20 protein-coding genes are annotated in these 21,262 nt (G+C 57.8%); 10 read left to right on the forward strand and 10 right to left on the reverse strand.

The window, feature by feature from the left end; translation table 11 throughout:
• The first annotated feature begins 2 nt into the window (after positions 1 to 2).
• Entirely contained in the window at positions 3 to 1,109 is a 1,107-nt protein-coding gene (locus C8N31_RS18965) for an amino acid ABC transporter permease (protein ID WP_025046835.1), read from the forward strand.
• A 21-nt stretch (positions 1,110 to 1,130) separates the two neighbouring features.
• The gene (locus tag C8N31_RS18970; protein WP_037917659.1) at positions 1,131 to 1,877 is read left to right on the forward strand and encodes an amino acid ABC transporter ATP-binding protein; all 747 of its coding nucleotides are present in this window, start codon (positions 1,131 to 1,133) and stop codon (positions 1,875 to 1,877) included.
• Between the two features lie 100 nt (positions 1,878 to 1,977).
• Here the strand turns inward: C8N31_RS18970 and C8N31_RS18975 are convergent, their stop codons facing one another.
• Positions 1,978 to 2,412: a DUF4274 domain-containing protein gene (locus tag C8N31_RS18975; protein WP_146173153.1), complete on the reverse strand. Its 435-nt coding sequence runs from the start codon at positions 2,410 to 2,412 to the stop codon at positions 1,978 to 1,980.
• A gap of 358 nt (positions 2,413 to 2,770) precedes the next feature.
• Between C8N31_RS18975 and C8N31_RS18980 the strand changes: the two genes are divergently transcribed.
• From C8N31_RS18980 to C8N31_RS19015, 8 genes are read left to right on the forward strand one after another with little or no spacing between them, the layout of a single operon-like run.
• A complete protein-coding gene (locus C8N31_RS18980) occupies positions 2,771 to 4,477 on the forward strand; it encodes a class I adenylate-forming enzyme family protein (RefSeq protein WP_025046832.1) in 1,707 nt (568 codons plus the stop codon).
• The gene (locus C8N31_RS18985) at positions 4,474 to 5,766 is read left to right on the forward strand and encodes a 3-hydroxyacyl-CoA dehydrogenase (RefSeq protein WP_025046831.1); all 1,293 of its coding nucleotides are present in this window, start codon (positions 4,474 to 4,476) and stop codon (positions 5,764 to 5,766) included. Before C8N31_RS18980 ends, C8N31_RS18985 begins: the two co-directional genes overlap by 4 nt.
• Complete coding sequence (locus C8N31_RS18990; RefSeq protein ID WP_025046830.1) at positions 5,763 to 6,542, forward strand: enoyl-CoA hydratase-related protein; 780 nt, start codon at positions 5,763 to 5,765, stop codon at positions 6,540 to 6,542. Before C8N31_RS18985 ends, C8N31_RS18990 begins: the two co-directional genes overlap by 4 nt.
• A 21-nt stretch (positions 6,543 to 6,563) precedes the next feature.
• Positions 6,564 to 7,880, forward strand: a complete 1,317-nt coding sequence (locus C8N31_RS18995; protein ID WP_037910891.1) for an acyl-CoA dehydrogenase family protein — start codon at positions 6,564 to 6,566, stop codon at positions 7,878 to 7,880.
• On the forward strand, positions 7,877 to 8,647 hold the full coding sequence (locus C8N31_RS19000; RefSeq protein WP_025046889.1) for an SDR family NAD(P)-dependent oxidoreductase: 771 nt from the start codon (positions 7,877 to 7,879) through the stop codon (positions 8,645 to 8,647). The genes C8N31_RS18995 and C8N31_RS19000 overlap by 4 nt, the downstream gene beginning before the upstream one ends.
• Positions 8,648 to 8,651: 4 nt before the next feature.
• Complete coding sequence (locus C8N31_RS19005; RefSeq protein WP_025046888.1) at positions 8,652 to 9,425, forward strand: SDR family oxidoreductase; 774 nt, start codon at positions 8,652 to 8,654, stop codon at positions 9,423 to 9,425.
• Between the two features lie 56 nt (positions 9,426 to 9,481).
• Positions 9,482 to 9,853, forward strand: a complete 372-nt coding sequence (locus tag C8N31_RS19010) for a VOC family protein (RefSeq protein WP_025046887.1) — start codon at positions 9,482 to 9,484, stop codon at positions 9,851 to 9,853.
• The gene (locus C8N31_RS19015) at positions 9,846 to 10,394 is read left to right on the forward strand and encodes a gamma carbonic anhydrase family protein (RefSeq protein WP_025046886.1); all 549 of its coding nucleotides are present in this window, start codon (positions 9,846 to 9,848) and stop codon (positions 10,392 to 10,394) included. Before C8N31_RS19010 ends, C8N31_RS19015 begins: the two co-directional genes overlap by 8 nt.
• A gap of 534 nt (positions 10,395 to 10,928) precedes the next feature.
• Here C8N31_RS19015 and C8N31_RS19020 read toward each other — a convergent pair.
• The 9 genes from C8N31_RS19020 to C8N31_RS19060 all read right to left on the reverse strand — a co-directional run bounded on the left by C8N31_RS19020 (position 10,929) and on the right by C8N31_RS19060 (position 21,259).
• Positions 10,929 to 11,795 (reverse strand): acyl-CoA thioesterase, encoded by an 867-nt coding sequence (locus C8N31_RS19020; protein WP_025046885.1) that lies wholly within the window; start codon positions 11,793 to 11,795, stop codon positions 10,929 to 10,931.
• 9 nt (positions 11,796 to 11,804) lie between these two features.
• Positions 11,805 to 13,760 carry an acetoacetate--CoA ligase gene (locus C8N31_RS19025; RefSeq protein ID WP_025046884.1) on the reverse strand — a complete coding sequence of 652 codons (1,956 nt, stop codon included), beginning with the start codon at positions 13,758 to 13,760 and terminating at the stop codon, positions 11,805 to 11,807.
• Positions 13,757 to 14,962 carry a serine hydrolase domain-containing protein gene (locus C8N31_RS19030; protein WP_037917663.1) on the reverse strand — a complete coding sequence of 402 codons (1,206 nt, stop codon included), beginning with the start codon at positions 14,960 to 14,962 and terminating at the stop codon, positions 13,757 to 13,759. The genes C8N31_RS19025 and C8N31_RS19030 overlap by 4 nt, the downstream gene beginning before the upstream one ends.
• Positions 14,963 to 14,986: 24 nt before the next feature.
• Positions 14,987 to 15,691 (reverse strand): ABC transporter ATP-binding protein, encoded by a 705-nt coding sequence (locus tag C8N31_RS19035; protein WP_081785631.1) that lies wholly within the window; start codon positions 15,689 to 15,691, stop codon positions 14,987 to 14,989.
• On the reverse strand, positions 15,688 to 16,449 hold the full coding sequence (locus C8N31_RS19040) for an ABC transporter ATP-binding protein (RefSeq protein WP_025046881.1): 762 nt from the start codon (positions 16,447 to 16,449) through the stop codon (positions 15,688 to 15,690). The genes C8N31_RS19035 and C8N31_RS19040 overlap by 4 nt, the downstream gene beginning before the upstream one ends.
• Positions 16,446 to 17,744: a branched-chain amino acid ABC transporter permease gene (locus C8N31_RS19045; RefSeq protein ID WP_025046880.1), complete on the reverse strand. Its 1,299-nt coding sequence runs from the start codon at positions 17,742 to 17,744 to the stop codon at positions 16,446 to 16,448. Before C8N31_RS19045 ends, C8N31_RS19040 begins: the two co-directional genes overlap by 4 nt.
• Positions 17,741 to 18,697, reverse strand: coding sequence for a branched-chain amino acid ABC transporter permease (locus C8N31_RS19050; RefSeq protein ID WP_037917662.1), 957 nt, complete (start codon positions 18,695 to 18,697; stop codon positions 17,741 to 17,743). Before C8N31_RS19050 ends, C8N31_RS19045 begins: the two co-directional genes overlap by 4 nt.
• 92 nt (positions 18,698 to 18,789) lie before the next feature.
• Positions 18,790 to 20,034, reverse strand: coding sequence for a branched-chain amino acid ABC transporter substrate-binding protein (locus tag C8N31_RS19055; RefSeq protein ID WP_025046878.1), 1,245 nt, complete (start codon positions 20,032 to 20,034; stop codon positions 18,790 to 18,792).
• 442 nt (positions 20,035 to 20,476) lie between these two features.
• Positions 20,477 to 21,259 carry an IclR family transcriptional regulator gene (locus C8N31_RS19060; protein WP_037917690.1) on the reverse strand — a complete coding sequence of 261 codons (783 nt, stop codon included), beginning with the start codon at positions 21,257 to 21,259 and terminating at the stop codon, positions 20,477 to 20,479.
• Between the last annotated feature and the right edge of the window lie 3 nt (positions 21,260 to 21,262).

The following is a 21,262-nucleotide window of genomic DNA, read 5'->3' on the forward strand; positions in this document are numbered from 1 at the left end:
CGATGCCCGTTCACGAGATCTCAAACCTGCCCGTTACACCCCGCGCCCCCGCCGCCACCGATCGCTCATTTGCCAGTTTGGCACAATGGATGCGCCGCAATCTGTTTCAGGACATCACAAGCACCCTGATCACGGTTTTTGTCGGTCTGATCCTGCTCTGGCAAATTCCGCCTGCGCTCGATTGGCTGGTATTCTCGGCGGTCTTTTCCGGCGAAGGGCGACAAGCCTGCACCGCGGACGCGGCCTGCTGGATACCGATTTTTGAGTACTTTAACGTCTTTGTCTACGGCCCCTACCCCGCCGAACAGGAATGGCGGGTCAACGTCGCCTTCCTCTTGGGATTGCTTGCCTTTCCCTTGCTCTTTTCCCGCAGAATGCCGCGCAGCTTGGTCTTGGCCTACGCCGCCCTGCTCCCCGTTGCCCTGTGGTTGCTTCTCAAAGGCGGCGGCTTTCTGGAGGTCATGCCCTCCACTGTTTTTGGCGGCCTGATGCTCACCTTCTTTTTGGGCACCATCGCCATGTGCCTGTCCCTGCCCGTATCAGTCCTACTGGCCCTGGGACGCCAATCCAAACTGCCGATCATCCGCTGGATCTGCGTGATCTATATCGAATTTGTCCGCGCCGTGCCGCTCTTGACGTTTCTGTTCATGGCCTCGCTGATGCTGCAAATCTTCCTGCCCGGCGGCATGGAAATCGACCGGCTTCTGCGCATTCTGGCAGTGATGATATTTGTCTCTGCCGCTTATAAGGCTGAGATCCTGCGCGGCGCGATCCAGGCCTTGCCCAAGGGCCAGTTCGAGGCCTCCTATGCAATGGGCTGTGGCTATTGGAAGACCATCTTTTTCATCATCATGCCCCAGGCCCTGCGCAATTCGGTGCCCGCACTGATCAACAATTTCATTGGCCTGTTCAAAGAAACCACTCTGGTAATGATCGTTGGCCTGCTTGAGCTGGTCGGCACCATCCGCGCCGTCTTTCAATATCTCGAATGGATCGGCCTCGATGTCGAAGGGCTGATCGTCGTCTCTTTCACCTTTTTTGTGATCTGTTTTTCAATCGCCCAATACGGCGCCCATCTTGAACGCGGCATCGAAGCCTCACGGCATTGACGACCTACAAGGAATGCACCCATGACCAATCCCGCTCCCATCATCTCGATGACCGCCGTCAACAAATGGTATGGTGAATATCACGCGCTTCGCGACATCTCGCTTGAGGTTGCCCCCGGCGAAAAGCTGGTGATCTGCGGGCCCTCCGGATCTGGTAAATCAACGCTGATCCGCTGCATCAACAACCTTGAACAACACAATGACGGCGATATCAATGTCGATGGCGTACTGCTGTCCGAGGATCTCAAAGACCTCGAAGCAATCCGCCTGACCGTTGGCATGGTGTTTCAACAGTTCAACCTTTTCCCCCATATGACCGTTCTGGACAATTGCACCTTTGGACTGCGCCGGGTTCTGGGCCAATCCCGTGCTAAAGCCGAGAAAAAAGCGCTGGATCTGCTGGACCGGGTCCAGATTGCCAATCAGGCGCAGAAATTTCCGGGCCAACTGTCTGGCGGCCAACAACAACGCGTCGCCATCGCCCGTGCCCTGACCATGGACCCCAAGGTCATGCTGTTTGACGAACCTACCTCTGCGCTGGACCCGGAAATGATCTCCGAGGTGCTTGAAGTGATGAAAGAACTCGCCAATGACGGCATGACAATGCTCTGCGTGACTCATGAAATGGGTTTCGCCCGCGAAGTGGCTGATCAGATCATTTTTATGGAAGAAGGCAGCGTGATCGAACGCAACGACCCGATCTCGTTCTTCGAAAACCCGCGTACCGACCGCGCGAAAAAGTTTCTTAACCAGATCCTTCAACACTGACAGGTCCAATTGGCACCGATAAGCCACTGCCAACGGATTTTGCGAATTGCGGGCTGACGCAGGATCTGTTGGGGCCGAAACGGTTGAGCCGCTTGAAAAACTAGGGCTGGAACGGGCCGAATAACTTCAATGGCACATCAAAAGCTGTGTTTTCCGGCAATGACGCAAAGCGGATGAATGCGGTGGCACGCCCCGCGAAAAGGCCGCGAGGCAGCGAGAATTCACTGTTTTTGTACCATCCTTTACGCAGATTCCTCAGAATGAGTTCGACATTGGATCCGGGGAGTCTCGCTGGATATTTGCAATAATAGCTGGGTTCGGAGCCCCAAAACAAATGCGCAATGATGGCCAGGTCGGCATCGGGTCTGGCAATCATCGCCTCGACAATTTCGTCGTTCACAACCCAATTCATGTTCAAGACATAAAGCAGCCAAAACACCTGAGGTTGGTCCATGATGAATTCGGCCACGTTCTCCAGCCGGATATCCTCTTCACCATTGGGCGAGACTTCGTGATGTGCAATGACTTGGACCAAGGCCGGTTCTCCTAAGGGTGGCAGACAGGATGTGCCATCGGACAGGGGCAAAAATTTGATCTTGCCGGGACGTTTGTTAGAACCTTGCGCATATGACAGGGCGGTCGATCTGCTGTGCACGTGCCTTCGTGACGCTGCGTAAATCTGGCCCGTTCTGGGCCTTGATATAAGCTGAAAACCATACCGCAACGGGCCTTGCCTTGGTCTGGTGTAAAAAATGCGGAACTTGGTTCCGTTATGCGGTATTGGCAGATCCCTCTTAACTGCCTAACCTTTGGGTAACAGAGTCGCACCTCCGGGGAGGGTTGTGCGTAAATCTGCAATGGGAGGACGACATGCAGACCACAAGGTTGCTGCCATGACAGCGATGACACCAGAAGCGGCGGTGCATCACGTCATTACAACAGATCCGGTTTTTGAAGTGGGGCCGGCAGAGGTGCGGGGCGTCACATTCCGCGCGTTCAAGAATATTCCCGGCACTGTACCTGCACTGATGGCGGCAGGGCATGCGCGGCATAGCGATGGCGCGTGGGAGTATCTGGCCTATTGCGATGAATTCCTGACCTATGACCAGTTCTGCGCCGCCGTGCATCGGCAAGCGGATGCCTTGACGCGGCAGCTTGGGGTAAAACAGGGTGACCGTGTGGCCATTGCCATGCGCAACTATCCCGAGCTGTTGATCATGACTTTGGCGATCTCCTCTATTGGGGCGGTTGTTGTGTTTGTGAATGCCTGGTGGACCACCGAAGAGCTGGATTACGCCCTGCGCGACAGCGCGGCCAAGGTGATCTTTGCCGATGGGCCGCGACTGGAACGGATGCTGCCGTTGCAGGCCGATCTGAGGCTGACCCTGGTTGGAGTGCGCGATGGTGAGGGCCAGGGCGATCACAGTTTTGCCGATCTTGACGCCGCCGCGACGACCAGCGCCGCGCCGCAGGTTGCCATTGATACAGACGACGATTTTGCGGTGATGTATTCCTCCGGCACGACCGGCCATCCCAAAGGCGTGGTTCAAACCCACCGCAGCGCGGTGAACGCGGTATTCAGCTGGCTGATGCAATCGGTTGTGGCGCCGCTGATCGACCCGCCTGCGCCCGATGCCCCGCCGCCGCCGCGCCCTTCGGCGCTGGTGGTGACGCCGCTGTTTCATGTAACCGCCACGCATCCGCTGTTTTTGCTGAGCCTGCCTGCGGGGGCCAAGATCACGATGATGCACAAATGGGATGCCGCAGAGGCCGTGCGCCTGATCCGGGACAATGACATCACCCGCTTTCTCGGGGTGCCCACGCAATCGGCCGAACTGATGATTGCGGCGCGCGAGATGGGCGAGGCCCTGCCGACGCTGGATTATATCGGATCGGGCGGCGCCAAACGGCCCGCCGCGCAGGTCTCGCAACTGGTCGATGCTTTTCCAAACGCAGGCGTGGCGACAGGTTGGGGCATGACCGAGACCAATGCCTTGGGTATCGGTATGATCGGCGATGATTACGCCGCCCGCCCCGAAAGCGCAGGGAAGTTGCATCCGCCCGTACAGGAACTGCGGTTTCTCGATGACGACGGCAACGATGTGCCGGTGGGACAAATGGGCGAGATCACGGTCAAAAGCCCGGCGAACATGCGCTGTTATCTGAACAAGCCCGAGGCGACCGCCGAGACCTTGCAGGACGGATGGCTGCGCACAGGTGATCTGGGCACAATTGACGCCGAAGGTTACGTCACCATTCACGATCGCAAGAAAAACATCATCATCCGGGGCGGTGAAAACATCGCCTGTCTGGATGTCGAAGGGGCGCTGCACCGTCATCCCGACGTGTTGGAGGCCGCTGCCTTTTCCGTGCCAGATGAGCGTCTGGGAGAGACCGTTGGCGCGGCTGTCCAGCTGCGCAATGGTGCCAGCCTGTCCCATGCGGATATGGCGGCGTTTCTGGACGGGCATCTCGCCAAGTTTAAAATTCCCACGCATCTATGGGCACAGCGCGATGTGCTGACCCGTGGCGCGACCGACAAGATTGACCGCCGCGCGATCCGCGCGGCCTGTCTGGACAACCAAGAGGCTAAAATATGATGACGCCGACCGAAGACCAAATCGGCAGCTATATCGCCGCATCCGGCAAAGCGGCATGGGAGGTGCCGGGCCTGCCCGCTGATACGCCCCTGCGCCCGATCAAGACCGTTGGCATCATCGGTGCTGGCACGATGGGCGGCGGCATTGCGATGAACTTTGCCACCGCTGGTTTTCAGGTCAGGATTGTTGAAACCACGCAAGAGGCGCTGGATCGCGGTCTTGCCGTGGTGCGCGGCAATTATCAGCGTAGTTCGGACAAGGGCCGCTTTCCCCAGGACGAGGTCGAGGCGCGGATGGCCCGCTTTGACGGGCGTCTGGCGATTGCCGATCTGGCCGATTGTGACCTGATCATCGAAGCGGTATTTGAGAATATGGAGCTGAAGCGCAAGATCTTCACCGAACTGGACGCAGTGATGAAGCCGGGCGCGATTTTGGCCACCAACACGTCGGCGTTGGATATCAACGAGATTGCCGGCATGACAAAGCGCCCCGAAGATGTGATCGGGTTGCACTTTTTCTCCCCCGCCAATGTGATGAAACTGCTTGAGATTGTCCGCGCCAAACACACCGCCGATGATGTCGTCGCCACCTGCATGGCGCTGGCCAAAGACATCAACAAGATTGCCACTCTGGTCGGGGTTTGCCCCGGCTTTGTCGGCAACCGGATTTTGTTCGCCCGGCAAATTCAGGCCAATAAACTGGTCTATCAGGGCGTGATGCCATGGGATGTGGATGCGGCGCTGAACCAGTTCGGGTTCAAGATGGGGCCGTTTCAGATGTCCGATCTGGCGGGGCTTGATATCGGCTGGTCCAAGGGGGCCAAGACCGACAATCCGATCCGTGATGCCCTGTGTGAGCTGGACCGGCGCGGGCAAAAAACCAAAGCGGGCTTTTATGACTATGACGAAAACCGCCGCCCGGTGCCTTCGGATGTGACCGCGGGCATCATCCGCGAGATCACCGGCGCAGAGCCATCCAAGATGAGCGCCGATGAAATCATCGAGATCTGCATCTATCCGATGATCAACGAGGCGGTGAAAATCCTTGAGGAAAACAAGGCGCAGCGGCCCTCGGATGTCGATGTGGTCTGGCTGAATGGATATGGCTGGCCCGCCGACAAGGGCGGACCGATGTTCTATGGCGATATGGTCGGCGCACAGGCGGTGCTGAACCGGATGGAAGCGTTGGGCGCCGAAGATGCCGCATTTGCACCGGCAGAGACACTGCGCACACTGGCCGCTGAGGGCGGCAAATTCACTGAAGTAGACACAGGGGGGCTCAAGGTATGAGCTACGAATTCATCAAGACCGAGAAACAGGGGCATATTCTGGTGGTCACCATGAACCGCCCCGATGTCTACAACGCGGTGCATGTGGATATGCACAACGAGATGGCCGATTGCTGGGACGCTTTTGCAGCGGATCAGGATCTCTGGGTCGCGGTTCTGACCGGCGCGGGGGACAAGGCGTTTTCTGCGGGCAATGATCTTAAGGCCACGGCGGCGGGCGGATCCAAGAAAGAGATGACGCCATCCGGTTTTGCCGGCCTGTCCGCGCGTTTCGATCTGGAGAAACCGATCATCGCGGCCGTCAACGGCTTTGCCATGGGCGGCGGCTTTGAAACCGCGCTGAGCTGCGACATCATTCTGGCCTCTGAGAACGCCAAGTTTGCGCTGCCCGAGGTCAAGGTCGGCTTTTTCGCCGCCGCCTCCGGTGTGCAGCGCCTGTCGCGCTACATTGGCCGTTTGGCCGCGCAGGAAATGATGTTTACGGGCCGCACCATTGGCGCGGCGGAAGCCTTGGAAATGGGCTGTGTCAACGCGGTGCATCCCCATGACGAACTGATGGCAAAAGCCATGGAGAAAGCCGAGCAGCTTTGCTCGGTCTCCCCCTCTGCGGTCAAGGCGACGAAACGGGTGCTTAATGACATGTACGCCCGCGACGGCATGCAGCAAAGCATCGGATATTCCCGCGAAGTCATCGCCGATCTGTCCAAAACCGAAGATTTCAAAGAAGGCGTCAACGCCTTTGTCGAGAAACGCGCACCCCAATGGGTGAACAAGTAAACCACGCCAAGGAGGCACAATATGTCCGATAGCAATTCGCCACTCAGCCTGAACAATCTGGAAATGTCTGACAAGGCCAAGCCACTGCTGAACGCCGTGATCAAGCACATTCGCGAAAATGTCGATCCGATTTCCGAAGAGTTCCACCGCCTTGCCGACAGCAACGAAAACCGTTGGTCCTATCATCCGCGCCAGACCGAACTAATGGAAGGCGCCAAGCAAAAGGCCCGTGAAAGCGGTTTGTGGAACTTTTTCCTGCCCAATGCCGAAACCGGCGAAGGCCTGTCCAATCTCGACTACGCCTATATCGCGGCCGAGCTGGGCAAGAACCCGCTGGCGTCTGAGACGCTGAATTGTTCTGCGCCGGACACCGGCAATATGGAAGTGCTGGAACGGGTCGGCACCCAGCAGCAGAAAGACACATGGCTCAAGCCGTTGCTGGCGGGTGAAATCCGCTCTGCCTTTGCGATGACAGAGCCGGATGTCGCCTCTTCGGATGCCAAGAACATCTCGACCTCCGCGGTGCTGGAAAACGGTGAATGGGTGATCAACGGCGAGAAATACTACATCTCCGGCGCTGGTGATCCGCGCTGCAAAATCATGATCGTGATGGTCAAAACCTCCCCCGACGCCGAAGCGTTCCGCCAGCAAAGCCAGATCCTTGTGCCGATGGACCACCCCGGTGTTGAGATCTTGGGCCCGATGCATGTCTTTGGCCATGACGATGCGCCGCACGGGCATATGCACATCAAGTTCACCAATGTGCGCGTGCCTGAGGAAAACATGCTTTGGGGCGAAGGGCGCGGTTTTGAAATCAGCCAGGTGCGCCTTGGACCAGGCCGTATTCACCATTGCATGCGCTCTATCGGGCAAGCCGAAAAGGCGCTGGATCTGATGATCGAACGCGGCCTCAGCCGCGTCGCCTTTGGCAAAAAGATCGTCGATCTGGGCAAGAACATGGAAACCATTTCCCGCGCCAAGATCGAGATTGAATCGATGCGTCTGCTGGTGCTCAAGGCCGCCAAGGCGATGGATGTGCTGGGCAACAAGGAGGCCCGCATCTGGGTGTCGATGATCAAGGCCAAAGTGCCAGAGCAGGTCTGCGATATCATTGATCAGGCGATGCAGGTGCATGGCGCGACAGGCATCAGCCAATGGTCGCCACTCTCTGGCATGTATGCTCAGCAGCGGACCCTGCGGTATGCAGATGGCCCCGATGAGGTGCACCACCATGTGATCGCCCGCCATGAGGTGAAAACCTACAAAGACAGCAACTCGCGCCAGACCGCTGCCAAGGCCCATACAGAGGCACGCGGTTCTGCGGGGTTCATGGGATGAGCGATCTGTTTGATCTGACAGGAAAGGTCGCGCTGCTTACCGGCGCGTCCAAAGGCATGGGGCTGGCGATGGCCACCGCCCTTGCCGATCACGGCGCGACTGTCGTGATTTCCGCCCGCAAGCAAGATCAGCTGGACGAAGCGGCGGCGGGCATCAATGCCCGCGGCAAGGGCAAGGCCTTTGGTGTGGCCTGCAACGTTGGCTATAAGGAACAGCTTCAGGCGCTGGTCGATCAAACCCATGAAAAGGCGGGCAAGATCGACGTTGTGATCGGCAATGCAGGGGTAAACCCCTATTACGGCAAGACCTCACAAATCCCCGACGATGCCTATGACAAGACCATGAATGCCAACGTCAAATCCAACCTCTGGCTGGCCCAGATGGTGGCGCCTGATATGATTGAAAAGGGCGCTGGCTCCATGGCGTTTACATCTTCCATCGGGGCGTTCAAACCTTCAACTATGCTGGGCACCTACGGCATGTCAAAACTGGCGCTGATCGGTCTGTGCCGAAACTTGGCGGCGGAGTTCGGACCCAAAGGTCTGCGCTTTAACGCGATCTGCCCCGGCCTTGTGAAAACCGAATTTGCCCGCGAGCTGTGGGACAATCCCGAGGTCGAAAACCGCATCAAGGAAGAGATCCCCCTGCGCCGTTTGGGAGAGCCGGAAGATTTTGCCGGGCTTGCGGTGTTCCTTGCCTCTGATGCCAGCAAATACATGACCGGTCAGGCGCTGACGGTCTGTGGCGGCTCCAACATGTGGACCTGAGATCATGGATGTAAAAGATAAAATCTGTGTCGTCACCGGCGCGGCCAGCGGCATTGGCCGGGCGCTCTGTGTGGCGTTCAAAGACGCCGGCGCAGCCGAGGTGGTCTGTGTGGACCGCAACGGCGGCGGTGCGGCAGAAACCGCAGAAATGGTGGGCGGCGCGGCCTATACCGTCGATGTCGCCCGCGAGGATCAGATCAAAGACATGATCGACAGTGTTGAACGGGACATCGGACCTATTGATCTGTTCTGGTCAAATGCTGGCATTGCAGTGGGCGGCGGCATGGACACCCCCAATGACGCATGGCAGCGGGTTTGGGACGTCAACGTGATGTCTCATGTCTGGGCCGCGCGGCATCTGGTGCCGTTGATGGCGGCGCGCGGCGGGGGTTATCTGCTGAACACCGCATCGGCGGCGGGTCTGCTCAACCAGATCGGATCGGCCTCTTATGGTGTGACCAAACACGCCGCTGTTGGCCTTGCCGAATGGATTGCGATGACCCATGGCGACGAGGGTATCAAGGTGTCCGTGCTGTGCCCCCAAGCGGTGCGCACCGAAATGACCCGCGGCCACGAAGATCACGTCGCGGCGATCAACGGCATGATGGAACCCGAACCCGTGGCGCAAATCTGTTTGCAGGCGATCCAGGACGAGACATTCCTGATCCTGCCGCATCCAGAAGTGCGCGAGTACATGAAGAACAAGACCGATGATTACGACCGCTGGATCGGCGGCATGCGCAAGTTGAACCGCAAATTTGGCGGCATGGACATGTAAAAGGCAAAAGAGTTGGTCGGGCCAAACAGGCCAACCACAAAAGAAAGGAAACGCCGATGATCGGCTATGTAACCCTCGGCGTGAACGACATGACCCGCGCCAAAGCATTCTATGGTGATCTGCTTGCGGACAAAGGCGCGAAAGTTGTGATGGATCAAGGGCGCCTCGCCTTTGTCAGCGCCGGACGCGGCCAGCCGATGCTGGCGATCTGCGAACCCTACGACAAAAACGATCCTGTCCCCGGCAATGGCACCATGGTGGCCCTGACGGCAGACAGCAAAGAACAGGTCGATCAACTGCACCAAAAGGCGCTGGATCTCGGCGCGACCTGCGACGGACCGCCCGGCCAGCGCATCCCCGACCGGTTCTATGGCGCTTACGTGCGTGACCCCGATGGCAACAAGCTGTGCTTTTTCGTCTTTGGCTGATCTCCAGCCCCATATCGGCCCGCATGTGATCCTCAACGATCCGGCCTTTGTGCATGGCACTGCACAGCTATACGGCAAGGTCACCATCGGGCCGGGCGCATCTGTCTGGCCCTATGTGGTGACCCGCGCCGAAATGCACGAGATCATCATCGGCCCCCGCACCAACATTCAGGACCACGTGATGATCCATGTCGGCACGGCGACGGGCACAATCGTGGGGGAGGATTGTTCGATCACCCACCGCGCGGTTTTGCATGGCTGCGAGATTGGCGACCGGGTGTTGATCGGCATTGGCGCGACGATCATGGACGGGGCCAAGATCGGCAGCAATTCCATTGTTGCGGGTCATTCCATCGTCACCGAAGGGTCGGAATTTCCCGACAATTCAATCATCGCAGGCAGCCCGGCAAAGCTGATCAAAACCCGCGACAACAGTGCCGCAAACCTAATGAACGCCAGGTTCTATCATCTGAACGCGCTGAACTATGCCAAGGGGATTGATCGTTTGTCGCCTGAAGATCTCAAAGCCCTGCACCCTTGAGGCCAGACATAGAAAAAGGCGTCAGGAGCTTGGACCGAGGTCCGCACCAAGCAGCCGAAACTGCCATCCTGACGCCTTCCTAAACAGAGCTTCCCGAAGGTCCCCCTATTCAAATGCTCGGGCTCTACGAGCCGTTGCAAGCGGGATCAATCCTTGCGGACCGTCCCCCCAACCGGCAGCTGTCAAAGACCGCTACCAGACACGCGATGGCTTTTTCACCGACTTCCCGAACCGCTCAAAAGACCGTTTCGTTTCGCCCAGCGTTCCGTTGCTATCAACACGGGGTTCGGTTTGGTTTGACCCTCTCCTTGCCCGCTCCAACCTCGAAAGACCTTCGCGTCCCGCTTGGGGTCTTGCGACCCTTCGCGTTAACTAAAGACTGGCACCCAACCCCTGAGTCGCGCAAACAAAAAATCACGCAATCGCGCAATTTCTTGGGGATAACCTATTGGAATAACTTGTGTATTTCCTGTGGGGAAGTGGGTTTTGATCCCTGATCCCAAAGGCTTGGCACCTTGGGGATAACTTCGCCAATTATTTGCGTTTTACGGGTCGCATCAGGCCTTCTTGGGCCACGCTGGCCACCAATTGGCCATTCTGGCTATAGATTGCGCCACGGTTAAACCCTCGTGCGCCGCCTGTCCATGGGGCATCGAGATCATAAAGATGCCAGTCGGAAAATTCGATCGGCGCATGAAACCACATGGCGTGATCCAGGCTTGCGGTCATCACATTGCCTTTGAACCAGGTCAGGCCATGCGGGCGCAGGGACGATCCCAAAAGGTTCATGTCAGAAGCATAAGCCAGCAGGCAATGTTGCATCTGCGGTGACTGCCCCTTGGCCGCCTCCATCCGGAACCAAAGCTGGTTCACGTCGCTCTCTACCTCCGGGTCGAACATATCGCGCGGCGCCACCTCGCGCAGTTCAATCGGACGCTCGCGCAGGAACTCTTCGCGGTACTTTTCCGGAATACGATCCACATAGGCCTCGCGGGCCTCGGCCCGTGACGGCCAATCCTCGGGCTTACCAACCTCGCGCATCGGGTGCTGATAATCCCACCCGTCCTCTTGCACATGAAACGAGGCCGAGAGGTTAAAAATCTGTTTGCCATGCTGGATCGCCACAACACGCCGGGTCGTGAAACTGCCGCCATCGCGGGCGCGGTCCACCTGATAGATCACCGGAATGCTCGGATCGCCGGGGCGGATGAAATAGGCATGCAGGGAATGGCACAGCCGGTCCTCCACCGTGCGATAGGCCGCCATGAGGGCCTGCGCGATCACCTGCCCGCCAAAGATCCGCGTCGTCGTCTCGCCGCCCGATCCAAGGCCGCGAAACATATCGACCTCAAGCTGTTCGATGTCCAAAAGCTCAAGCAGTTTATCGGCAACGGATGTCATGGGCTGGCCTCAGGCGTTGGCCCGTGCGTTGGCATAGGCGATAAAGAAATCAAAGCAGTCCGGATTGGCCATGGAATCGCGATTGACAACCATGTCCGGATCACCGCCAAGCAACAGCTTTTTGACCGGAACCTCAAGCTTTTTACCTGACAGGGTGCGCGGCACCTCTTTGACCTCGACAATCTCGTTGGGCACAAACCGCGCCGAGACCTGCGCCCGGATCGCCGCGTTGATCTTGTCTTTGAGCGCATCATCCACCGCACCGCCCTGCGCCGGCACCACAAAGAGCGGCATAAAGCTGTCCTTGCCCAGAAACTCCAGATCGACCACCAGTGAATCCAGCACCTCGTCCAGCCCCTCAACCGCCTGATAAATCTCGGCGCTGCCAAGGCGCAGGCCCTTGCGGTTGATCGTGGCGTCCGATCGGCCATAGATCACACTGGCCCCGCCTCCATCGATTGAGATCCAGTCCCCGTGCCGCCAAATGCCGGGATAGGTGTCATAATAGCTTTCGAACAGGCGGCTGCCGTCCTCATCGCCCCAGAAAAACAGCGGCATAGAGGGCAAAGGTTCGGTGCAAACCAGTTCGCCCACCTCGCCGACCAGTTCATTGCCAAGGGGGTCATATGCCCGTACCGCATTGCCAAGGGCGCGGCATTGCATTTCACCTGCCCTGACCGGCATGCCCGGATGCCCCACCACAAAAGCCCCCGCCAGATCGGTGCCGCCCGACAGCGGCGCAAGCCAGACGTCGGATTTCACATCGCTGTAGATCCAGTCATAAGTATCGCTCGACAGTGGCGATCCGGTTGAGCCAAGCGAGCGCAGCGCGACCAGATCAACCGCCTCACGCGGGATCAACCCGGCCTTCATACATGTGCTGAAATAGGCCGCCCCCGCCCCGAAAAACGTCAGGCCCTCATCGGCGACAAAGCGCCAGATCACCCCCATATCGGGATGGTTCGGTGCTCCGTCAAACAGCGCCACACGCGCCCCCTGCCCCAGCGCCATCCACTGCGAATTCCACATGATCCAGCCCGAAGACGTCAGCCAGCAATAGCGGTCCTTGGGCGAAATATCCTTGTGCAGAGACTGCTTTGCCGCCTCCAGGATCACGCCGCCATGGCCATGCACAATCGGCTTGGGGTTGCCGGTGGTGCCAGAGGAATAGACAATCCAAAGCGGGTGATCAAAAGCCACATGGGTGCTGGCATATGCGCCCGTACCGTGGATCAAATCATCCCACGCCACATGGCCACCCGGCAAATCCCCCGCCACGGCAACAGTCACAAAATGATCCACCGAAGGCAGTGCCGCACCAATCTGCGCCAGCACATCGCGGCGGTCCGTCATCTTGCCCGCATGCACATAGCCATCCTGCGCAATCAAAACCTTGGGTTCGATCTGGGTAAACCGGTCAAGGATCGCAACATGGCCCATATCCGGCGCACAAAGCGACCAAACCGCGCCAAGGCTTGCCGTGGCAAGAAAGGCAATCAGCGCCACCTCTGTATTGGGCAGGATCGCGACAACACGGTCGCCCTTCTCCACGCCCATCCCGCGCAGATGATCCGCGACAGAGGCAACCTGATCGCGCAATGCGCCCCAGGTTGTCTCACTGCGCCCAAAGGTTTCCGACTGCACCACCAGCGCAATTTCATCGGGGCGGTTTTCGGCGTGTTTGACGATCTGATCGGCATAGTTCAGCCGCGCACCGGGGCACCATTCTGCGCCCGGCATTTGCCGTTTGGCGATAAATGTCTCCGGCTGCTGGCTGGCGCGAACGTCAAAAAACTCCCAAATCGCGGACCAGAACCCGTCAAGATCGTCAATGCTCCACCGCCACATGGCGTTGTAATCGTCAAACGTCAGGTCGCGATTGTCCTGCACCCAGCGTTCAAACTGCGCCATGGTCGAGGCCGCGGCGCGGTCCGGGCTTGGGGTCCAGAGGATTTTGGCGGTCACATCAATGCTCCATGTACCAACGCCTTGAGCTGGGGACGGGCGGGATAAGAACTGCTGGGTGACAACTGGGTAAAGAACACCACGCTCAATTCCTCCACCGGATCTATCCAGAAAAAGGTCGAGGCCATGCCGCCCCAACTGAAATCGCCCACCGATCCGGGGCTGCGGGCACGGCCCGGTTCCAGCACCACCGCGCCGCCAATGCCAAAGCCCATGCCCTCCATCGGCTGCTCGGCAAAGCTTTGCGGACCCATGGATGCAATATCCCCCGGCAGATGGTTGCGCATCATAAAGGCCAGCGTTTTGGGCGACAAAAGCCCCTGCCCGCCGGTGCGCAACATCTCGGCAAACTTCAGATAATCGTCAATCGTGCCAACCAGACCGCCACCGCCCGAATGCATGGAGGCGTTGAGGAACGGTGATTTGCTCGCGTGATCCACTTGGCGCAACGGATCACCACCCGTCTTAACCGCGCTGACCGAAAAACTGTCGCCGGCCAGCGGCGTATAAAGCGCGGAAAACCGATCAACCGCTTGGGGCGGCACCGAAAATCGGGTCTCGTGCATGCCCAAAGGTTCAAAAATTTCCTCGGTCAGAAATTGCCCAAGCGTCTTGCCCGTCACCACCTCAATCACCCGGCCCAGTACATCAATGCCCACCGAATATTCCCAGCGGCTGCCCGGTCGAAACGCAAGCGGCAGCGCGGCAACGCGGTCTGTCATCGCAGCCAGCGGTCCCTGATCAGGCTTGAACAACAGATCCTCGCCGTCCATCGCCCGTGCCAACAGGCCGGGATTAAACGGATAGCTGAGACCCGATGTATGGGTCGCCAATTGGTGCAGCGTTGGCGGGGCGCAGGGTTCGGTCTGCGAAATATCCGCCGCATCCGGGATCAGGCACCGTGCCTCGGCAAAGGATGGAATGAAATCCGACACCGGCGCATCAAGGTGAAATAGCCCCCGCTCCGCCAGCATCATCAAGGCCACCGAGGTGATCGGTTTGGTCATTGAATAAATCCGCGCCACGGTATCCCGCTCAAACGGCAGGCCCGCCGCCATGTCGCGCATTCCGCAGCTGTGGAAATACTGTTCCGCGCCGCCCTTGGCGATCAAAACCGAACAGCCGGCAAAACGGTCCTTGTCCAGATATGACTGCATCCACGTCCCGATCCGGGTCAACCTGCCTGCGTCAAATCTGCTCATCTTTGGATTCGCTCCGGGATGGTGTTAAACTTCCAACCATTCTTTGCGCACATCGTCACGTTCGCGCAACTCTGCCGGTGTGCCCTCAAACACCACCTGACCATGGCCCATGACATAAACGCGGTGCGCAATATCCATGGCAATGGCCAGTTTCTGTTCCACCAGAAGGGTCGAAATTCCGCGATTTGCGATCTCTTGCAGCACCTCGGCCACCTTCATCGTCATCTGCGGCGACAGACCCTCTGTCGGCTCGTCGATCATCACAAACTCAGGATCCCCCATCAAGGTCCGGCACATGGTCAACATCTGCTGTTCACCGCCAGACAACACCGATGCCTCAACATCCGCGCGTTCATTCAGGTTCGAGAACATGTCGAACATGTTCTGCATCGACCAGCGCCCCTCGCCATCCTTCTGCCCCGGCTTGAGGCCAAGGATCAGGTTCTGGCGGGTCGTCAAACCGGGGAAAATATCCCGGTTCTCGGGCACATATCCGATGCCCATATTGGCTATTTCAAAGGCTTTCTTGCCTGCGATTTCCTGACCTCTGAACTTGACCGAACCTTTCGGCTCGACCTCGCCCATTATCGCCTTGCAGGTGGTGGACCGGCCCACGCCATTGCGCCCCAGAAGCGCGACAATCTCGCCTTCCTGCACATTCATGTTCACACCCTGAAGGATGTGCGACTTGCCATAATAGGCATGCATATCTGTGATTTCGATCATCAGTGTTCTGCCTCCAATGCGGCACCCAGATAGGCCTCTTGTACCTTGGGGTCTGCGCGAACGTCTTCGGGTTTGCCCGTCGCAATGATTTCGCCGTAAACCAGCACGCTGATCCGGTCAGCAAGGCCAAAGACCACGCCCATGTCATGTTCCACCATGATCAGGGTTTTGCCCTCAGTGACCTTCATAATCAGGTCGGTGATATAGTCTGTCTCCGAATGGCTCATCCCGGCGGTGGGTTCATCCAGCATGATCACATCCGCGCCGCCCGCGATGGTGATCCCGATCTCCAGCGCCCGCTGTTCGGCATAAGACAAGGTGCCCGCAGGCAAATCGCGCCGTTCCAGCAAATTGATCTGTTCAAGGATCGCTTCGGCGCCCTCGGTCAAGGCGCGGCTGCGGTTCACAAGGTTCCAGAACGAATATTTGTACCCCTGCGACCACAGCAAAGCGCAGCGCACGTTCTCAAACACCGTCATCTTGGGAAAGATATTGGTGATCTGGAAAGACCGCGACAGGCCTTTGCGATTGATCTGATAGGGCTCCAGCCCCGCCAAATCCTCGCCGTGCAATTTCACCGTGCCAGCGGAGGGCGGAAACCGCGCCGTGATCAGGTTGAACAGCGTCGATTTGCCCGCGCCGTTTGGCCCGATGATCGCGTGCCGCTCGGCCTTGCCAATCGACAGATCAATGCCGCGGATGATTTCAGCCTTGCCAAAGCTTTTCTTCAGCCCGGTCAGTTCAAGTGCTGCTGTGCTCATGACGCACCTCCCGCCGTGTTGGCCTCGTCCCATGCTTCTTTCATTGCCGGTGCGGTGGCCCGCGCCACCCCAAGACCAACAGCCGCGACAATGCCCGCGATCAGCCATGGCATCACCGTGTGACTGTCAAAGGTGGTCCAGAACAGGGTCATCTCATGATCGCCTTTGGCCGCATGCCGGAAGTGAAAGGTCATCTCGATCAGGGCACAAACCCCCAGAACCCCAATCGCGCCGGGGATCAATGTCTTGATATAGGGCATGACCAATCCGCCAGCCTTGCCCAACCTCAGGGCCGGCACATGCATCATCATCAGACCTGCCAAACCGCCGGGGAAGAACATCACAGTCGCCAGGAACAACCCGCCAACGTAGATCGCCCAAAGTTCGGTCTGAAGGCTGAGCACGGTTTGCAGCAGGGTAAACGCAATCGCCCCGATGATCGGCCCAAAGAAGAACCCGACACCGCCAAGGAAGGTCACCAGCAGGATCACACCCGATGAGGTTGCGTTGAGGTTTTCTTCGGTCAGGATCTCATAGCTGATCGCAAAGAGCCCGCCTGCAATCCCGCAGAAAAAGCCCGACGCGCAGAAGCTGTAGAACCGGACCCAACGTGCGGAATAGCCAAGGAACTGCGCCCGTTCAGGATTGTCGCGCACCGCATTGGCCATCCGGCCCACCGGCGTGCGCGAGAACAGATACATCAGCACCGCCGACAGCATCAGCCAGAAAGAAATCAGATAATACACTTCAATCTGCTTGAGGAACTCGACCCCGAAGAACGGCAAACCATAGGTCCGGTCGCCCGAGATCCCTTCTTCTCCGCCAAAGAAGGCCACGATGATCACGGAACAGGCCGCAATCAATTCGCCCACCCCAAGCGAGATCATCGCGAACCGCGTGCCCGCGCCAGAGGTCGAGAAAGAGCCAATGATCATCGCGAACCCCATGCCGAACAGACCACCAAACAGCGGCAGCAGCGGCAGTGGGAAGGCAAGGCCAAAGTCCTCGATGTAGTTCATCAGGTGCATACAGAAAAACCCGCCAAGACCCATGTAAACCGCATGGCCAAAGGACAACATGCCCCCCTGCCCCAGCAGCATGTTATAGGCCAGCGCAAAAACCACCGTGATCCACATCTGGTTCATGATCGTCAGCGCCGAATTGGAGGTAAAGATGTAGGGCATCACCAACAATGCAATGGCCGCCACAATCCATGGGCCAAGGGTCAATGTCATCGAACCGGCCCGCATCCGCTGGGCTGGTTTGCTCGGATCTGTCTTCAGCTGATCGTTCATGATTCACGCTTTCCGAAGAGGCCCGCTGGGCGGAAGATCAGGATCAGCACCATCAGGATATAGGGCAGGATATCTGCAATCTGTGGGCTGGTGACGGTCCATAGGTCGCGGAACATATTGTCGCTCAGGTTCTCAGGTGTGGCGATGCCGATCCCGTTCAGGATATCAGACATCGCGATGTTGTAGGATTTGGCAAAGGTCGTGATCCAGCCGATCAGCAGAGAGGCCACAAGCGCCCCCCAAAGCGATCCGAGACCGCCAATCACAATGGTCACAAACACGATCGAGCCAAGCACAAAGGCCATGCCCGGAAACGTGCCCAGAACCGGCCCGGCAATCACACCGGCCACCCCGGCCAATGCTGTGCCCACACCAAACACACCCATAAAGATCAACGGCACATTGTGCCCCAGCGCCTCAACCGTGCGCGGATAGCTGAGCGCGGCCTGAATGATCATGCCAACCCGTGTTTTGGTCAGGACATAGAGCAGCCCCATGAAGATCCCGACCGAAATGAAGATCATAAAGATCTTGTAGGCAGGGATCGAATTGCCCGCGATGGAAAAGGCAGTGAAATTCAAAATATCGGGGATGTCATAGGCCATCTGGTTCTTGCCCCAGACAAACTGCACCAGCTCTTCGATCAGCAGCGCCAGACCAAAGGTGAAAATCAGCTCGGGCACGTGGCCGTATTGGTGGACCCGCCTGAGGCCGTATCTTTCGACACCTGCCCCCATCACACCCACGATCAAGGGCGCAATCAACAAGCCAACCCAAAACCCAAGGGCGAGGCTGATCTGATAGGCAAAATAGGCGCCCAGCATGTAAAAGCTGGCATGTGCAAAGTTCAGCACGCCCATCATAGAGAAAATAAGCGTCAGGCCGGCGGAAAGCATGAACAACAGCAATCCGGTCACAAGCCCGTCGATCACATTGACGAGGATGAGTTCCATCAGGTCCCCCGAGGGATAGGATATTTATTTGCAATGAGTTCCGCACCGCTGTGTGTCAGCGGTGCGGAAAAGAAGAGAAGAACGCTCAGGTCTTATGGGCGCTTCATCTTACAAGTGGTCGGGCTGTCCATCGACGCCATTGTCACTGTGGATTCGGTGAATACACCGTAACCAGAGTTGTCATAGTCAAAGTCGATGTTCTCGTTTGTGTGGACACCCACATGCATATCCTGGATCGCCTGGTGATCCTGTGGACGCATGAAGATCTTGCCGCCCCACATGGAATCGTACTCCATACCTTCCAGCTGCTTGGCCACGGCAACAACATCATCCGCTGTGCCGGCCCCTTCGATGGCCTGCGCCAACATGCCGATCACGTTGAAGATCCGGCTTTGGTCGATGTTGCCTTCGGGGTACTTGGCCTCAAACGCATCATAGGTCGCGCGGGCCTCTTCGGTGGCAATCGGGTTGATGCCGCCCTGAGAGATCAGGCGAATGCGGTCTTTGGCGCTTTCACCAAAGGCAGCAGTCATACCGGAACCGGCCGCATAATAGGTAAAGATCGGGCCTTCATAGCCGTTCTCGATCACCGATTTGCCAAGGCCCAACATGTCTGCGCCCCAGTTGCCGGTGATGATCGCATCCGCGCCGGACGCAACGATCTTACGGGCATAAGGGGTGAAGTCCTTCACCTTGCCGATCGGGTGCAATTCGTTGCCGACGATTTCAACGTCAGGACGCTTTGAGGACAGGTTCGCAACGGCAGCGGCCGCAACGGCCTTACCAAAGGAATAGTCCTGACCGATGATATAGACCTTCTTCATGCTGTCATCAGCGGCCATCACATCTGTCAGCGCGTCCATCTTGATGTCGGCATTGGCGTCGAAACGGAAGTGCCAGAAGTTGCACTTGTCATTGGTCAGCGCCGGATCAACCGCCGCATAGTTCAGGAACAGAACCCGGCTGTCTGGGTTACGCTTGTTATGCTTTGCAATCGCTTCGGTCAGCGCGTTCGCCACGCCCGAGCTGTTGCCCTGCGCGATGTAACGGATGCCTTGGTCAATCGCGACCTGAAGCTGGATCAGCGATTCCTTGGGGCTGATCTTGTTGTCGAAAGGCACGATTTCAAAGTTCTGGCCATCCAGAACACCGCCCTTTTCGTTGACCATGTGGTCAGCCGCAAATTGGTACTGGTGCAGGCCGTTGGTGCCGGTGCTGGCAAATGGGCCGCTCAGCGGGTCAATAAATGCAATTTTGATGTTGTCAGCAAAGGCCGCTGTGGCCCCGACGATCAACGAAAGCGCGGAAACCGCACCCAGTTTGGTAATATTTTTCATTTTCATCCTCCCTATGACGACTTTGGCAATATTTTTTCATGAGCCCTGAGCCGCTTGGAAAGACTTGCATACCCCCATTCAAAGTCAAGGCTGTTGGCAGGACGCGCCAGCCCGGATTGGGCAGGGATTTCAAGCCCCTGACACCCCATCGCAATGATCCCAAACAACCGCCATGACCCAGAACAAGAGCAAAGCTAACCTATTGAAAAATTTTACTTTTTCTTTGTTTTGCAAAGGGTATTGCGGCGCGAAACAGATGTTTGTTCGCGGCGAGCGGTCAGATCAAAACCGGAAAAACCACGCGATAATGCGTGGTTTGATCACTTTTATCTCGCCTTGTTTGCGCAAAGTGACGCTACGGAAATCGGAAGAGATTTTTGGTTTTGTTCCGCTTAGCGAAACTGTGATCCGTGACTTTGGTTTCGATTCTTGGCGGCGCGGCTCACCGCCGGACGCTGATTGCCTCGGCCGCCTTGATCAGAAGCGGCGCATAGACGCTTTCCAACTGGCGCTTTTTCACCCGAAAGGACGGCCCCCCGACATTCAGCCCATAGGTGCGCGCGCCGGTCAGTGAAAACACCGGCACCGCGATGCCATTTACGTCACTGCGCCAGCGTCCGTAACCGGTGCAAAATCCCTTGTCACCAAACTCGGCTTTGGCCTCGGCATAGTGTTCCCGGCCCTCGGCCTCGACCTCCGGATCCTGGCGTCCGGCAATCTCAAAAACCGCCTCGCGGTGATCGTCCTCCATCCCGACAAGGATCGCCCGGCCAATCGCGGAATGAAACACCGGCAACCTTGACCCCACCCGGATCGACAGGGAAACCCCTTCCGAGGAATTGGCCGTGGCCAGATACACAACATCAAGCCCGTGCTGTTCACCCAAAGCCACGGTGATGTAGGAATTAGGCCCGCGGCGCAGCGCCTGCATTTCCTGTTTGGCGCGGTCATTGATGTCCATCGACGCCAGCACCCCAAACCCAAGTTGCAGCACCCCCGCGCCCAAACGGTAGGTGCCGACCCGTTCATCCGCCACCAGATACCCCAGCTCGCACAGGGTATAGGTCAACCGCGAGATCGTCGCCTTGGGCAGGCCGGTGCGGTCCGAAAAATCGCTGTTGGTCAGCGAAGGTTCATTGTCGCGATAACACCGCAGAATCTCCAATCCACGGGCCAGAGAGGTGACAAAATTCCTGTCCTTACCCTCTGCCTGATCTGCGTCCATGTC

It is taken from the genome of Sulfitobacter mediterraneus (assembly GCF_003054325.1).
Lineage (GTDB): Bacteria > Pseudomonadota > Alphaproteobacteria > Rhodobacterales > Rhodobacteraceae > Sulfitobacter > Sulfitobacter mediterraneus.